Annotated in this window: 16 protein-coding genes; 1 reads left to right on the forward strand and 15 read right to left on the reverse strand. The window is 46.5% G+C overall.

Annotated features, from left to right (window positions below; translation table 11 throughout):
- Positions 1-33 precede the first annotated feature (33 nt).
- The 8 genes from MTP41_RS02650 to MTP41_RS02685 all read right to left on the reverse strand — a co-directional run bounded on the left by MTP41_RS02650 (position 34) and on the right by MTP41_RS02685 (position 6,722).
- On the reverse strand, positions 34-399 hold the full coding sequence (locus MTP41_RS02650) for a hypothetical protein (RefSeq protein ID WP_024739823.1): 366 nt from the start codon (positions 397-399) through the stop codon (positions 34-36).
- A gap of 77 nt (positions 400-476) precedes the next feature.
- On the reverse strand, positions 477-902 hold the full coding sequence (locus tag MTP41_RS02655; protein WP_442900331.1) for a glycosyltransferase: 426 nt from the start codon (positions 900-902) through the stop codon (positions 477-479).
- Positions 903-1,012: 110 nt separating this feature from the next.
- Entirely contained in the window at positions 1,013-2,002 is a 990-nt protein-coding gene (locus MTP41_RS02660; protein WP_249236134.1) for an Rpn family recombination-promoting nuclease/putative transposase, read from the reverse strand.
- A gap of 208 nt (positions 2,003-2,210) precedes the next feature.
- A complete protein-coding gene (locus MTP41_RS02665; RefSeq protein WP_249236135.1) occupies positions 2,211-2,576 on the reverse strand; it encodes a hypothetical protein in 366 nt (121 codons plus the stop codon).
- On the reverse strand, positions 2,573-3,397 hold the full coding sequence (locus tag MTP41_RS02670; RefSeq protein ID WP_249236136.1) for a hypothetical protein: 825 nt from the start codon (positions 3,395-3,397) through the stop codon (positions 2,573-2,575). Before MTP41_RS02670 ends, MTP41_RS02665 begins: the two co-directional genes overlap by 4 nt.
- 14 nt (positions 3,398-3,411) lie before the next feature.
- The gene (locus tag MTP41_RS02675) at positions 3,412-5,262 is read right to left on the reverse strand and encodes a recombinase family protein (protein ID WP_249236137.1); all 1,851 of its coding nucleotides are present in this window, start codon (positions 5,260-5,262) and stop codon (positions 3,412-3,414) included.
- Complete coding sequence (locus MTP41_RS02680; protein WP_249236138.1) at positions 5,240-5,749, reverse strand: hypothetical protein; 510 nt, start codon at positions 5,747-5,749, stop codon at positions 5,240-5,242. Before MTP41_RS02680 ends, MTP41_RS02675 begins: the two co-directional genes overlap by 23 nt.
- Entirely contained in the window at positions 5,733-6,722 is a 990-nt protein-coding gene (locus MTP41_RS02685; RefSeq protein WP_249236139.1) for an AAA family ATPase, read from the reverse strand. The genes MTP41_RS02680 and MTP41_RS02685 overlap by 17 nt, the downstream gene beginning before the upstream one ends.
- Before the next feature lie 256 nt (positions 6,723-6,978).
- Between MTP41_RS02685 and MTP41_RS02690 the strand changes: the two genes are divergently transcribed.
- Positions 6,979-7,320 carry a helix-turn-helix domain-containing protein gene (locus MTP41_RS02690; RefSeq protein WP_249236140.1) on the forward strand — a complete coding sequence of 114 codons (342 nt, stop codon included), beginning with the start codon at positions 6,979-6,981 and terminating at the stop codon, positions 7,318-7,320.
- A gap of 310 nt (positions 7,321-7,630) precedes the next feature.
- Here MTP41_RS02690 and MTP41_RS02695 read toward each other — a convergent pair whose 3' ends face one another.
- From MTP41_RS02695 to MTP41_RS02725, 7 genes are all read right to left on the reverse strand, one after another.
- Entirely contained in the window at positions 7,631-8,173 is a 543-nt protein-coding gene (locus tag MTP41_RS02695; RefSeq protein ID WP_249236141.1) for a hypothetical protein, read from the reverse strand.
- Between the two features lie 35 nt (positions 8,174-8,208).
- On the reverse strand, positions 8,209-8,601 hold the full coding sequence (gene gloA2, locus MTP41_RS02700) for an SMU1112c/YaeR family gloxylase I-like metalloprotein (protein ID WP_249236142.1): 393 nt from the start codon (positions 8,599-8,601) through the stop codon (positions 8,209-8,211).
- 20 nt (positions 8,602-8,621) lie between these two features.
- Positions 8,622-8,933 carry a hypothetical protein gene (locus MTP41_RS02705; protein ID WP_249236143.1) on the reverse strand — a complete coding sequence of 104 codons (312 nt, stop codon included), beginning with the start codon at positions 8,931-8,933 and terminating at the stop codon, positions 8,622-8,624.
- An 88-nt stretch (positions 8,934-9,021) separates the two neighbouring features.
- Complete coding sequence (locus tag MTP41_RS02710; protein WP_249236144.1) at positions 9,022-10,329, reverse strand: recombinase family protein; 1,308 nt, start codon at positions 10,327-10,329, stop codon at positions 9,022-9,024.
- 134 nt (positions 10,330-10,463) lie between these two features.
- Positions 10,464-10,859: a recombinase family protein gene (locus MTP41_RS02715; protein WP_156072729.1), complete on the reverse strand. Its 396-nt coding sequence runs from the start codon at positions 10,857-10,859 to the stop codon at positions 10,464-10,466.
- The gene (locus MTP41_RS02720) at positions 10,856-12,463 is read right to left on the reverse strand and encodes a recombinase family protein (protein ID WP_249236145.1); all 1,608 of its coding nucleotides are present in this window, start codon (positions 12,461-12,463) and stop codon (positions 10,856-10,858) included. Before MTP41_RS02720 ends, MTP41_RS02715 begins: the two co-directional genes overlap by 4 nt.
- A complete protein-coding gene (locus MTP41_RS02725; RefSeq protein WP_249236146.1) occupies positions 12,464-14,170 on the reverse strand; it encodes a recombinase family protein in 1,707 nt (568 codons plus the stop codon).

The raw sequence follows: 14,170 nt of genomic DNA on the forward strand, positions 1-14,170 counted from the left end.
CATTGTATGGCTCCTGACACCTCGTTTGATAGATTACATTTTTCCGTTCAGCAGGTCTTTGCAGAGATACGCGTAGTCTGGTAGCTGGTTGATATATGGCTCCCAGCGCCGCTTGATTTCGGCCAATTCCAGCGGGTCGGCTGCTTCCAGTGCATGATCGTTGCCCGTCATATACAAAACATCCGTAGCAACATCGTCCAAACACCTGCCGCAGAGATCGGCGGCTGATTCTATCCTGATGCCAGTATCCACATAAAGCGGATTTACACCAATCGTCAGCCAGACATAGCCCACCTTGTCCGACCAGAGCAGTTCAAAATCAGGGCTTTGCCGCAGATGTTCCGCAAAGACTTCCTTTACTCGCTCAATTTCATGTTTCTCTTTTTCTGTGTAAAGCATTTTTGTGTCCTCCTTGACAAAAATTTTGGTGTGTACCATCATCAGTTTAGCACAAGGCGGCTTCGTTTATCAGTCTGTCACATCTGCTGAATTTCATTTTTGAGCATAAAGGAATCCGTATCACTGGAGCCGCCTGCAATAACCAGTTTTTTATCTGTCTTGACATTCTTGAAGGCCTCAACCAGATATCGAATGCCCTTTTCCGGCACCAGACGACCAAGGAATAATATGTAGGAATCTTTTTTCAGCCCGAACTTATCTGTAATCAGATTTGCTTCCCGAGTCTGCGGTCTATTCACTCCATTGGGGATAAAGTGTGTCTTTCTGCCATAGATTTCCTTGAAATAATCCTGCAAGCCTTTGCTCAGAACAATGACCTCGTCCGCATATTTCACAGCATTTTTTTCGCCTTGGTGAATAAACTTAGAACCAAGTCCCGATTGCCATTTCTCGCGCTGCCAGTCGATGCCGGCCGATGTCAAGTCTTGGACAACATTTTTCACAAATAAATTTGAAAAAAGCAAAAAAAAATAAGCCCTACAAGGTTTTCAGTCAGTATCGAACCGATCTGAGCCTTGTAGGGCTTTACAGTTTACTCTATATGCTTTTTATCTTAGACCGCCTGCAGCGGGGTCTTTTCCATCACTTTCTTAAATTCCTCTACTGTCATTCCAGCATCTTCCGCTGCTTCTTCAATCGTCACACGGCCTTTTCTTACCTGTTTAACCAGCATCCGCATCTCACCAATGTTGATACCTTCTTCTCTGCCTTCGGCCTTTACGCCCTGACTAAGGTTGCACATAACAAGCACCTCTCTTTCCAGTTCTTCGTTCATTGCAACACCAAATTCTTCTTCAAGAATTTTCTTTTTCTCTGTAGCTGCTCTGGATGAAGAGAGCAACACGTCCATAAATTTCACAATACCTATATAGTTTTCTGTGCCCGGTTCTCCCAGACAAATCGTTACAACACTCATCAAATCGTAGTTTTCCGATTTTTCAACAGCGTTTCCAATCAACTGCTCTGGTCGGATAGAATAACGAATCAGAGTGTTTTGGAACTCCTTGGTTGGGTGTGTACAAACCCAGATAGAGTACACTTTTCGGATTTTCCCATACTCCGAGTTCGTGAATATCGGACCATGCTGTGCGGAGATCATCCTGCTGCAATAATAGATTGCCCGCTTTGTCAAAGGGTATCCCGGATTAAAAGCAGTCTGCGCTTCCACATTAATAATAAGACGTATCACATCTTTCTGTGCAGTAGAACCTTCTGACGCTGGTGCGATTGCATCGAACCGAACATCATAATTGATGGTTCCCTCCGTCAGCGTAGAATCCTCATTATTGCTTCCGGTAATTACGCCAGCCGTTTTCTTTGGTCTGTTTGTATCATCAACATGAACGCCAACCGTGCCCACTTCCGGCGTTCCTTCGATATACTTCTCTGCAATTTCGTCTACGGAACAGGCACTGTACTCATTCACGCAGTTCTTCATAATCTGTGCCAGAATCTGTTTGTTGGCAAGCAGCTTCTTGGCAGCCTTATCATAACTCGAATCGTATTCCGTCTGCGTTATCGCATGAGCAAGCTGATTTTCCATCGGCATTCACTTCCTTACAGCAGGTTCAACGGGAGCGTATACTACCCCTATTGTGCTTTCATCTTACCATAAAACACTTTGCATATCAAGCTGGCATATGTAAACTTTTCAGCATAGATTTGTCCATATTGCCCACTCTGGTTTAAATTCAAGTCAGCATAATATTTCAATAGAGCAACACCTATATTCAAGATTCTTCCCGCCTTGACTACCATTCCCGTTCATCTTTTTCAAGTGAAATGATAACTGCGTTTTTCTCAGCTTCATATCTCCCCTTAAACTGATGATCCTTTCCTACGGCTAGTTCATTTGCCTCCAGCAACGCCTGAATGAACTGTATTCCGTTAATCATCATTCGGCACTGCCCATCGGTCAACAGCCTGTCTGGAACCTTAAAGGACATGGGATGTTCAGCGGTGCACGGAGTAATCGCAATAGACTTCCGATCTTTCCTCTGCAAAATGCAAATATAGGCCGGACTTCCAAGAATACGGATAACATCTTTCCCCACATTCATTCTCCGACTTTCCGCCGGAATCGTCACCAGCAAATTCATAATTCGCTCAGAACTCATGTTGGCATTCCTCTCTCAGCAATCTCACCGCTCTGCTGTTCTATACTTTCAGACTGTTTTGCTAAATCCGGCAGTAATATATTTTCAGAGATTTCGCTTTCTTGGGACATCGACTCTTTTGAAAATGAATCTTCCTCCCGTACTGGCTCATCCAATACTGCTGACCCCTGATATCCAATAAAATCCTCAAACATGTTCATCTGATGATCTGCAATGTAGTCATTATAAGATTTTCCGATGCGATTCCTATAAGTATCCGGGAAGAATTTCATCTGTTTTTTCTTCATTTCGCCAGTAAGCGGGTCCGCATATTCCTGTGGCTTCGGTGTGAACATGATTGCTTCTTCCAGATCGAACAACATACAAAGGCCCTGATCTGAATTAGCCACTCGTCCAAGCACTTTATAACGGCATTCCCGATTCCAGTTCATGAGCCTGAAGATATTTTCTACAAATTCCAATGATGTAATATCCTTATTCACCCAGTTTTCGCCTTTCTGTCGTGCCCATTCAACAGACGCGCTGTCCTCTTCCGGGCACATAATCAACGCAAGCCGCTTCTTATTAGGGTGCAAAATCGGAAGGACATACTTGATTCCTTCAAAAAGCCGAATGCATGCCATATTAAATTTCATAACACCATATTTTATGCTCACTGCAGGTTTATTCAGCATGGAAAACTGGGTGCGCGGCGGAAGTTCATAGCCATCGAACTTTTCGTACTCCAGTTCTCTTTTATGTTCTTTCCGTATCTGTGCAAGTTCACGAATCAAGGAGATTTCCCGAACGCTCAGTTCCTGTGCCCTGCTTTTTTCTTCCATTCTATAAGTTCCTCCTACATCGACATCAAAAGATCATCCAGTTCACGTTGAACTTCATTTTTGCTTGGAATTGCACCAATCATGGGATTTTCTACGACTTGGCCAGATTCCATCACATCATTAACTGTAATGCTCTGAACCCATTTACTCCGATATAACCGGCATTTCAGATTCATCGAACAATTTTCTTGTTCATACTGATTTTTCCCAGTCAAAATCCGGGACTCATCTAATTCAAAAATCAGAAATTTTGCATTTTCCTGACCCCGGCAGATACCACGGCACTGGTAGCGGTAATTCATTTTCCAGTTCAACGTTTGAAAGACAAGCCCAGAAAATGCTCTGGCTGAAAAAACACTATGAACGTCATTGTCATCTCTCCAGTGCATCGCTGTTGAAAAGCCGTGATTGCTCTTTCGCAAAATCACGACCTGCAGAATCGGATGATAGAGCAGTTCCACATACTCGCAGTCGTCCAACCGGCTATGGCAGGCCTTGCTGAAACGGATTCCATTTTTAGAAATCGTCATAACCGGGCTACTCTGGTTGATAAAGCAAGTACCTGAAACCGTCATATATTCAGATTGAAGTGCCTTTCCCAGTGTTGCCCCAGCCCTCATCTCTGCTATATCGTTCAGTTTCATCACCTCTTCCGGCAGATAGGTGCTCAGGCAAAGGCTGCGGATACTTTCAGCATTGATGCCACTCCAGTTCGGATGGATGCCCACAAAGCCTTTCAATGCTCCCTGCCGGATTACCACAATATCCTGCACCCCGCACTTTTTGCTGCTGGATGCCACAAGATGTGCAGCTCGTGCGATTTCTGGGGAAACAATCGCTTCGTGATGTTCCGGGACATAGGCAGAGCAGCGATTGCCGTTATTCTTCGTGACCTTGCCCAGTTTGTAATCTACCACAATGCTCTTCCTAGCTTCCAGATCACCCCAGCGGCGTTCATTTTTCATGATGTTTGCCACCATCATGCCGTTCCACTCCTGCCTACCGCGCAGGGTGCTGCGCTTTTTCTGTGTCAGCACTGCCGCGATCTGATCGTAGTTATAGCCCTGGATAAACGCCAGAAAAATAAACCGCACCGTCTTTGCTTCTTCCGGCTCAATTACCAACCGTCCATCCTTCGTATGCCGATATCCCATCAGGTCGGCCACCGGGTACTGGCCTGTCATAATACGCTGGTCATACGAAAGGATCATCCGGCGACTCTTGTTGCCCGATTCCCAATCTGCCAGAAGTGCTTGAATGTCCAAACTATATTGGCTGCTTGGATTCAGCGTGTAGATGTTTTCAGTTTCAAAGTACACGCCAATGGGATGTGCCGGGTGCATGGTTTTCAATGCTGCAATCTGCGTCATACAATCCGAAAAATTTCGCGCAAACCGCGAAATGCTGGCACAGATAATCAAGTCCATCTTCTGGTCTTTGGCATCTCGCATCATGCGCTTAAACGCATCCCGTTTCCGCAGTGAAGTACCCGATTTTCCTTCATCGCTGTAAATATCCTGCAAATTCCAGTTTTCCGTTTCTGCAATCTTTTTGGTGTAATATAGAGTCTGGTTTTCAATGGAAGAAATCTGTTCTTCGCTGGAAGTGCTGACACGGGCATAAACCGCCACACGCTTCAGGTCGCTGTCGTAAATCGACGGTGTCGGTTTCGCCGGACGAAAGTAATCTTTTGCCGTTTTCTGCCCCTGTTCTGTCTGCTTATGGATTCTGTCACGAATCTCTGCTTTTCGCCTTTCAGATTCCAGATGTCGGCTCTGCCAGTCTGCCCCACTCGGCAGCACTTCAAGGTTTTCTACCGGAATACACTCTACATCTTTTGGATTATACTGTCCTTCCACGTTCATTTTTTTCAGCCTTTGTCATTTCATGTTCCAGTCGGATTCTCCACTCAAGATAATCTTTCCTTCGGATCGATGTATATTTTTCAGCCAAATCTTTCAGGCTCTGCCGCTGGTTATCAACGTCAAGAATGGTGTCGATTCTCTGGTCATCATCGTCTGTAACAATATCCACTCGCATCGGCAAGTCAAACAGATATTTCAGCAAAAAACAGAAATCACAGGTATTTGCTGCAAAATAGGCCCTTGTCTGCGAGAAAATCAGATTTATGGAACCATTTTTGCAATCTTTGAGCAGATGCACCATTTCCGGGCGTTTGTAGATTTCCTTATTCCCCGTAATGTCGATGTAAACGCCCACCAGCTTTTTATCAGCATCATCCCTGAACTTTTCAGCATAGTAGGAGCTATGATAGGCTACTGCTGCGTCTTTGGAACGCTCCCACAGCTTTGCAAGTTTCACATAGCCGCCAACTTTATGCCTGTGGTCCATTTACAGCACCTTCTTCCGGCTGAACACTCCAATACCATCTCCGCTTCTTCTGGTAGCAGTGGATTCCCATTTCCGTTTTTACCATCCGTGCTACTCGCTTGCTGATACCCTCATTGTCCAGACGACAATAAATTTCATTTGCGCTCATATCGCCTTTTTCAAGGAAATGCTTGATCCAGTAGGCAGCTTTCTGTTGCTCTGTATCAAATTTAGGTTCGGCGTCCGGCTGTTGTTTTTCAAAAAGCTGTGGCCTGCATTCCAGCCATCGAAAGCCCTTGTCGGCAGAAATGGAAAAGCGGATGTCTTCTGCCGTAGGCGCAAGACTGTTTTTGATTTGATGTACGATTCTTATATCACGGTTCTCGGCATCCCGTTCCACCTGCAGGACACTTCGTGCTGCTGCCACAACATCAATGCTTCCCAGGCTGCGGTACAGCCCTTTGGAGCCTTCTTTTTTGTTGAGGTGTCCAATCAGAACGATAGCGCAGTCGTAACCAGCAGCCCACATTCCAAGGCGGCGCATGAGTTTCCGCGCTCTGCCTGCGATTTGCAAATCCGAATCGCTGCCAAGATAAGCCTGAATCGGATCGATCACGACCAATCGAGGCCGGAATTCAATGATTGCCTGACGGATGCGCTCATCGTCCAATGTAAGGCCGTTATAGACTTCTTCATTGATGAAAGCGATCTTCCCGCAGTCTGCTCCGCAGCGTTCCAGCCGGGGCTTTATCGTGTCTGAAACGCCATCCTCTGAGCACTGATAAATCACTTTTTGCGGCGCACCAATTTTGCATCCGTCCGGAGTCTTACCTCCTGTTGAAAGTTCCGCAATCAGATTCATCATCATGGTAGATTTTCCATCGCCGGGATCACCCTGCAGAAGTGTGATTTTTCCGATTGCAATAAAGGGATACCACAGCCACCGTACATCCGTTGACTGAACTTCGCTATACAGTGTCAGCAGCCGTTCCATTTCGTTTTCCCCACTTTATTTTCGCAGCTTGATTTCATGCTTTTATTATACTCTTTTCAGATGATTTTTTCTGTAAACCACCTGTTTACACGTGCTCCAGAATGTAAACAGGTGGTTTACATTTTGCTTTCAGAATACACGATTGATGAGGGTGAACACTTATGTACTCTGAACTCATTATTCTCTTCTTGTTATTACGACTAAAAGCGTAAATAATGGTAATGTCTTATGCGGGCGTAAGAAAGGAATGTTTTCTATGTCCGTTAATCGCATTGCTTTAGGTAAACGAATCAGTTTTTATCGTTTAAAGTTCAGCATGACTCAGGAAAAGCTTGCCGATTTGACCAACTGTAGTCGTGAATATATTGCCTATCTTGAAAACGGAGTCAAGACCCCCAGTTTGCCAATCTTGGTTGATCTCGCCAATGCTCTACATATTTCTGTCGATGCGTTACTGGTTGACAGCCTCGATTATTCTCTTTCTTCCTCTGATTCCGATTTACATCGCCTCTTATTAGACTGCAACGAAACTGAGCAGGAAATCATTATCCGCACGGCGAGGGAGTTAAAGGCCACTCTTGTCAGCTTTGGAATTTAACATCCATCCGTATTAAAATCACAAAATAAAAAAAGCCCGCATAAGCTGCAGACGCACCCTCGAATCCTCCTGGGTGCTGTCTGTGGTTTATGTGAGCCTTCGTTTGTGGTAGCTGAAACTCGATATCCACCTTAGATCAAGAAGTCGCTGCAACCACTTTTCTGCATAGCTGCTCGGTAGCTAGTTAGACCTTTTCAATCTGTAACCTTCCCATTCCTACGGAATGAAACACCCGCCTAGTCGAGAAGATTTACATTCTCTCACCTAGACGGGTGTTACCTTTTGTTTACTTTTCCATCAGCGTACAGCTTTAATAATAAAGCCAGCGCATACCATCCCAATATGGCTGAACTTCTCCTCTGGATTCATGTTGCTCATCAAAAAGGTCAAATGCAATTAGCCTAGCCGTATGAAAATCATCAATTCTACGATTATTATATCGAAACACACTTTGTCCTCCATAGAGAACACCCCAACCTGCTCCAAACTTACTTTTCATAATCGTTATATTTTCGCCCTTATACCGTAGCACATATTTTCCTTGCGCGCGTTCCTGCCATTCTCTGCGCATAAAATTTTTCTTGCGATTCAAGCGATTTTTTAGTTCTCTCTCAGACTTTTGAGGGTTGATATAATCGTCCGTCATGTGTTCTGCGCATACGCATCCCACACGCAGTTCGCCATTAAAATCAGAATGCTGTAAAATGTGAACGTAGCGTATTTTCTCTTGTCCACACATTTCGCACTGTTCGTATTCTACGTCATCGCCAAATTCTAAATCCTCACCCAAATCTTCTATTCCTATTTCTTTCCATCCTTTATGCGGAATCCCTTCTCGTTCCCATCTTGCCAATTTTGCTCACCATCCTATTGTTATTCTCCAAGCATTTATTCATGCAGTTCCAATGGCAGACCATCTGGATCAAAGAAAAATGTCATCTTCTTTTGGGTGTAGCTGTCAAATCGAATCGGTTCACATCCTATCCCCATCTGTTCCAGTTCTGCTACAGTGGCTTCCACATCATCCACCCGGAACGCCAAATGCCGCAGTCCGCAGGCTTCCGGTCGATTCACGCGCTTAGGTGGGTTCGGCTCTGCGAAGATCTCCAGCTCAATCGCATCAGCACCCTCACCAACACGCAAATCCAGTTTCCAGTCATTCCGTTCTTCACGGAAGTTTTCTCGTACAATCTCAAATCCCAGCTTATTCACATAGAAGTCTTTCGATTTCTCATAATCTGAAACGATGATTGCCACATGATGAATCGCTGCTAATTTCATTTTCTAGGTTTCACCTCTCCTTATATGTACCATACTTGCCGAATCGTTGCTGTTGCCAGTTCCAAAAATACCACCACACTGCCGACCACCTGCGGAATCATAAAAATCACAAATCCACCGATCAGCATTTGAAGTGCTTCTATCCCCTGCGATTGTTTCATCAGGAACGAAAGCACTGCTGTTGCCAGCAGCACACTGCCCAGCAGATAGAATATCCATGCCGAACAGCAATGAAGGAACGTCACGAACCATTTCAGTAGCCATACTACGACGAGTAGCGGCAGGGTCAATAAGGTCAATATCAGTTTTGCCAGCTTTCGGGTTATACTCATTTCGTCCTTCTCCTTCCGGTTGGTCTGTTGCCCATATTATAACATACTCTTTGATGTTGTATCATGGGCAACTTCGCCTTTTTGAAATTCATTCTGTGTGTAATGCTCTCACGGCATCCTGTATACTCTGCTCATATTTAAACCGTACTACGATACGCCCACCCTCATGCACATAAACATTTTCAATGAAGGCTGACACCATGCTTGCCGTAAGTCTCGTGCCGTGCAGAAAATTTCCTGCCTGTTCTGCTGCTGCCCGCACCGTCCCTGGAACAACGCTCTTGACAGATTCTTCCGCTTTGAATTGTTCGATTTTGTCCTGCACTTCTGCAATCTTCCTATCGCATTCCTGTTTTTTGTTCTTATAATTGTCCAGAGAGAGCGTTCTTGCCGCGTATTCCTCATACATCCGCATCTTCTCACCTTTCAGATTTTTCAGTTCCTGCTCCATCAAAGTTTTTCGACGGCTCGCCTTTCTACTGGCTTCTTTTAAACTCTGTTCTTCCTTTTTAATATCACCATAGAGAGAGTCCAATAGAGAAAGTTCTTTTTTTAATGCCTGAAACACTGCATTTTCAATATCACTGGCCTGATATATCTCTGATGAACATTGGGTCTGACCAATAAGTTCCATTCCCTCTCTGCACCAAAATATGGGAGAAGCCTGTTTGTAGTCATATCCCAGGACTCGTCTGCAATTACCGCATCGAATTTTTCCCTTAAGGGGAAAATCCACGCTTCCCATCACTACTCTATGCCCGTTGTTTCTTATGACAAGCTGCGCTTTTTCAAATTCTTCCCGGCTGACGATAGCTTCATGGGTTCCTTCCGTAATGTATTGTTGCCCTTTGGGAACAATGCGAATGATTTTCTTGCCGGAAATTAACCTTTGACTTTTTCCCAGAACCATCGCTCCGGTGTACACATACGCCGTGAGGATTTTCCAAACGCGAGAACTATCCCAAAGAATCACAGGTGCAATCGTGTAAGTCGTTTCTTTTCCATACGCCTTATGCTCCCGGTTATAAACACTCGGCACAGGAGCATTTTCATCATTCAATGCCATCGCTATTTCTCGCGTTCCCAATCCCAGAATCGCAAGGTCAAAAATACGACGGACAATTTTTGCCGCTGGAGGGTCAATGATATATGATCCTTTTCTATTCGGGTCAAACTGATAACCAAACGGTGCAGCAGACGCTGTAGAAATGCCCTTGCGCCACTTCACTCGATTGGCTGTCCGAAGTTTCTTTCCTGCATCTCGGCAGTACATGGTGTTTACCAGGTTGCTGACAACCAAATCCATCCCCAAGGTTGTACCATTATAATTGCTACTGTCATAGTTGTCATTGATGGAGATGAGCCTGACACCCAGTAGTGGAAAAATCTGCTCCATGTACTCGCCCACACCAATGTAATCGCGTCCAAAACGAGACAGGTCTTCTTGTGTCAAGTAGGGACTAAAAAAATTTTGAGAATTTACAAGCCGTTCATAGGTGGACAACCACCCGTGAACGGCTTGCGTTTTCTCTATGCTCTTGTGCCGTTCTTTGTGCGACGCTTCTTATACGCCGCCGCAAATGCCTCCATCATCGGAGTGACTGGAAGCTCGTTGTCAGGCTTGGACAGATACTCGAACCGGATGCCGTTCTCCCGGAACTTTCGCTCAAACCTCATGAAAGAGGAAGTGTCCCGGCTGATTCGCGAGGTGTCGCGGGTGAGGATCGTACCGATGTCCTGACGCTTGGCTTCGTTCAGCAGGAAGTTCATGATACCTTCCGTATGGACGCCGGAGATGCCGTCTGCCGCCACAGCAGCAGCCACCTCATAGCCTTTGTCCTTCGCATAGTGTTCCAGCTCTTCCCGCTGGTTTGCTGCCGCAAGCTGATCCGCACAGGCAACGCGGATATAAAGAAATACTTTCATTTGGCTTCTCCTTCTGATGTAGTGAGGAAGTCCTTGAACTTCCAGATGATTTCTATGTTGTCAAGATCGTAAATGTAGACCGCAGAAATGAATGCGTGGGTCAGCTCATAGGTCAGAGCTTTGCAGTCGGCGTACTGTTCGCAGACCGCATCCAGCTTTTCATCTGAACAGGCGGTCTCGGAGTCAAGCTCCTCCATCCGCTCATGACTGCGCTGAATTGTTTCATCGTTTTCAGCGATCTTCGCATCCGTTGCCGCCTTCTGCTGAATATATGCTTCCTTCGTGATGCTTCCGGCTGCATACTTCTCGTAGAGCCTCAGCTTCGACGCCTTGTGCTGCTCATTCTGCTTTTGCAGAGTGCGGATTTTATCAGCGCATTCCTTGATGGCAGATTTCCGAAGATCACCGACTTCGCGGTTTTGGACTGCTTTCTTCTGTGCCAAAGCGAGAAACTGAGTAAGGGTATGGAAGACAACCTTCTCAATATCCATCTCCGGAAAGCTCCTGCCAACCGGACAGTCTGTGTTTCCGTTGTTGACCGAGTGAATGCACTGGAAGTACCGAATACCAGCCTTGTTCTTTCGGCGCGTCATAGCACGTTTACAGTTTCCGCAGCGGACAAGTCCCTTGAGCGGATATTCATGCTGCTTGCGCGTGGGATTCCGTCCTCCACCTCGAATGACCTTCTGAGCAAGCTCAAAGTCTTCCTTGCTGACAATGGCTTCATGGGTTCCTTCCACGATGATCGGCTCATTGACAACACGCTTTTTTGAGCCGACACCGCAGGACTTCATTTTGCGACTGACCAGCGTTCCGGTGTAAACAAGGTTTTTGAGGATGTTATAGACCATCACGGTTTCCCAACTGATTTTCTCGCTCATGTTACTGAACTTCTTCTTGTCGGGATGCTTGCTCTTGAAGTATTGCCCCGGCGTCGGGATGCCGTCATCATTCAGGCTGCGGGCGATTTGAGAGGTGTTGCTGCCTTCCAGAGCCTCATGGAAAATACGACGGATCACATCAGCCGGCTCCGGGTCTACGGTAAGTTTGTTCCGAATGGTGGGATGCAGGACGTAGCCGTATGGAGCGTAGCCACCGACATACTTGCCCTGCTTCATCATCTGGATTTTTGCCGATGTGGTCTTTACGGAAAGGTCTTTGCTGTATGCGGCGTAGATGATGCTGCGCATAACCACTTCCAGACCGCCCGTTGTGCCTTTGTAATCGTCGCTGTCATAGCCGTCGTTGATGGAAATAAAGCGGACGCCCATGAATGGAAAAGTGCATTCCAGATAGTTTCCCGTTTCAATGTAGTCACGAGAAAAGCGGGAAAAGTCTTTGACGCAGATCAGATCGATTTCGCCGCGCTTGACCTTCTCCATCATCTGCGTGAATTGAGGACGGTGAAAGTTCGTGCCGGTATAACCGTCATCCGCAAACTCAGACCGCTGACAGCGAGACAGCTCCGGATGATTGTCAAGAAAGCGATTGATGAGCATACGTTGGTTGCCGATGCTGTCACTTTCCGCCTTGCTGCCATAGCCAGTATCTTCATCAGCCATTGAGAGGCGGATGTAGATGCCGATGTTGAATTCCTTGCTCATTTACATCGCCTCCTGTACTTCCTTGATACTCTGAACGGTCAGAGCGTAAATATCGCCGTATTTCATGACCAGCTCGATTGAGCCGTCCTCATGGACTTTCACAAGCTCTACGGACTCGTCAACCAACTCCTGAGAGAGCATCGTTGCACCGCTGACGGATTTCATCAGCGTGAGCCACTTGTTGTCCTCGGACATTGCCTCGGCAAACTTTACCTTCCGCTGAACCGCTTCATCCAACCGCCGTGAAAGATCGACATACTGCTCATCGTAGGCTTTCTTGGCAAAGGCGTATTCCTCTTCATCGAGAACGCCTTCCGTGAAGTCCTCGTAGAGCCGGGTGCGTTTCTTGGAGATGCCGCTGAGTTTCAGATTCAGGCTTGTGATGAGCGCATTCTGTTGATCGCGGATGCTGCGTTCGCCTTCGCTGTTTCTCAGTTTGGCAAGCAGCTTGTCGTAATTGAGAGCCGCCTTGACTTGAAGCTGGATCGCCGCAAGCACATCTGCTTCGAGTTTGTCCTGCCGCGTATAGTGCGGCGTACAGAGATTGCCGCGCTTGACGGATGAGCTGCACTCATAGAAGGCGTACCATGCGCCGTCCTTACGCTTGTCAACACGCTTGCGATGGAAATAGAGCTTCCTGCCGCAGTCTGCGCAGACGATTTTGTCTTCAAAGAGATTGATCAGTGTAGCACGGATTTCTTCCGTGCGTTCCATCTTTTCAACTCTCGTCCTTGCAGCGGCGTCCCGCATCTCACGAACCTTCTGAAAGTCCTCACGAGAGATAATCGCCTCGTGAGTATTGGGAAAAACAATCCATTCCTCGCGGTCGATATGTTGATTCTTGACGCCCTTGTAGATGGCGTTCAGCGTCCGTCCGAGAACGGTATCTCCGACGTAATGGGGATTATCCAGAATGGTAGTCAGTGAAGACTTGTTCCAAATCTTCTTTGCCGTAGCATTGCCTGTGCGGACGCCGACCTGATACTTCTGAAACTCCGGATTGGGCGCGTTCATTGCATCAAGCCGGTCTGCAATCGCAGGAAGGGACAGTCCTTCAATTTTCCATTGGAAAATCTTCCGGACAATCGGTGCGGTTTCTTCATCGAAAACCATATTGCTGTGTTCTTCATCCCAGCGATAACCATACGGGAGATTGCGCTTCTTGAACTCTCCACTTTCCATCTGTGCTTTGAGCGCAGTAGAAACCTTGCGGGAGATGTCCTTCGAGTAAAGGGTGTTGATCATGTTTTGCAGAGGGATGATGAGGCTTTCGCCGGAGCCGTCCGTATCAAAGTTGTCGTAGTTCTCTTTGATGGCGATAAACCGAAGCCCGATCTGCGGAAAGACCCGTTCCAGATAGATTCCAGCCTCGATGTAGTCACGCCCGAACCGGCTGAGATCACGAACTACAAGGCACTTGATCTTGCCGGTGCGGATGTCGTTCATCAGCCGGTTGAACTCCGGTCTATCAAAAACCGTTCCTGTTCGTCCGTTGTCCACATAGGTATCTATCAGATTCAGGTAGGGACGCTCTGCAATGTAGGACTTGCAAATCTCAATCTGATTTGCGATGACATCCACCTTTTCGGACTTGCCGCTGTTTTCAACGGAAAGACGGGCATAGATGGCTGTTGAGAAGACCTCGGAAGAAACAGACTCGATAACCGGCTCTTCAACTGCAATTTGCTTTCTGCTTTTTCTTGCCAT

The sequence above is a fragment of the Faecalibacterium sp. I4-3-84 genome, assembly GCF_023347255.1.
Taxonomy (GTDB): Bacteria; Bacillota; Clostridia; order Oscillospirales; family Ruminococcaceae; genus Faecalibacterium; species Faecalibacterium taiwanense.

Coding starts and splice junctions, on each gene's coding strand:
- MTP41_RS02705 (WP_249236143.1), bottom strand. CDS start 8,933: ATGAGTATAACCCGAAAGCTGGCAAAACTGATATTGACCTTATTGACC.
- MTP41_RS02710 (WP_249236144.1), bottom strand. CDS start 10,329: ATGGAGCAGATTTTTCCACTACTGGGTGTCAGGCTCATCTCCATCAAT.
- MTP41_RS02675 (WP_249236137.1), bottom strand. CDS start 5,262: ATGAACGTGGAAGGACAGTATAATCCAAAAGATGTAGAGTGTATTCCG.
- MTP41_RS02715 (WP_156072729.1), bottom strand. CDS start 10,859: ATGAAAGTATTTCTTTATATCCGCGTTGCCTGTGCGGATCAGCTTGCG.
- MTP41_RS02650 (WP_024739823.1), bottom strand. CDS start 399: ATGCTTTACACAGAAAAAGAGAAACATGAAATTGAGCGAGTAAAGGAA.
- MTP41_RS02660 (WP_249236134.1), bottom strand. CDS start 2,002: ATGGAAAATCAGCTTGCTCATGCGATAACGCAGACGGAATACGATTCG.
- MTP41_RS02680 (WP_249236138.1), bottom strand. CDS start 5,749: ATGGACCACAGGCATAAAGTTGGCGGCTATGTGAAACTTGCAAAGCTG.
- gloA2 (WP_249236142.1), bottom strand. CDS start 8,601: ATGAAATTAGCAGCGATTCATCATGTGGCAATCATCGTTTCAGATTAT.
- MTP41_RS02670 (WP_249236136.1), bottom strand. CDS start 3,397: ATGGAAGAAAAAAGCAGGGCACAGGAACTGAGCGTTCGGGAAATCTCC.
- MTP41_RS02665 (WP_249236135.1), bottom strand. CDS start 2,576: ATGAGTTCTGAGCGAATTATGAATTTGCTGGTGACGATTCCGGCGGAA.
- MTP41_RS02720 (WP_249236145.1), bottom strand. CDS start 12,463: ATGAGCAAGGAATTCAACATCGGCATCTACATCCGCCTCTCAATGGCT.
- MTP41_RS02690 (WP_249236140.1), top strand. CDS start 6,979: ATGTCCGTTAATCGCATTGCTTTAGGTAAACGAATCAGTTTTTATCGT.
- MTP41_RS02725 (WP_249236146.1), bottom strand. CDS start 14,170: ATGGCAAGAAAAAGCAGAAAGCAAATTGCAGTTGAAGAGCCGGTTATC.
- MTP41_RS02685 (WP_249236139.1), bottom strand. CDS start 6,722: ATGGAACGGCTGCTGACACTGTATAGCGAAGTTCAGTCAACGGATGTA.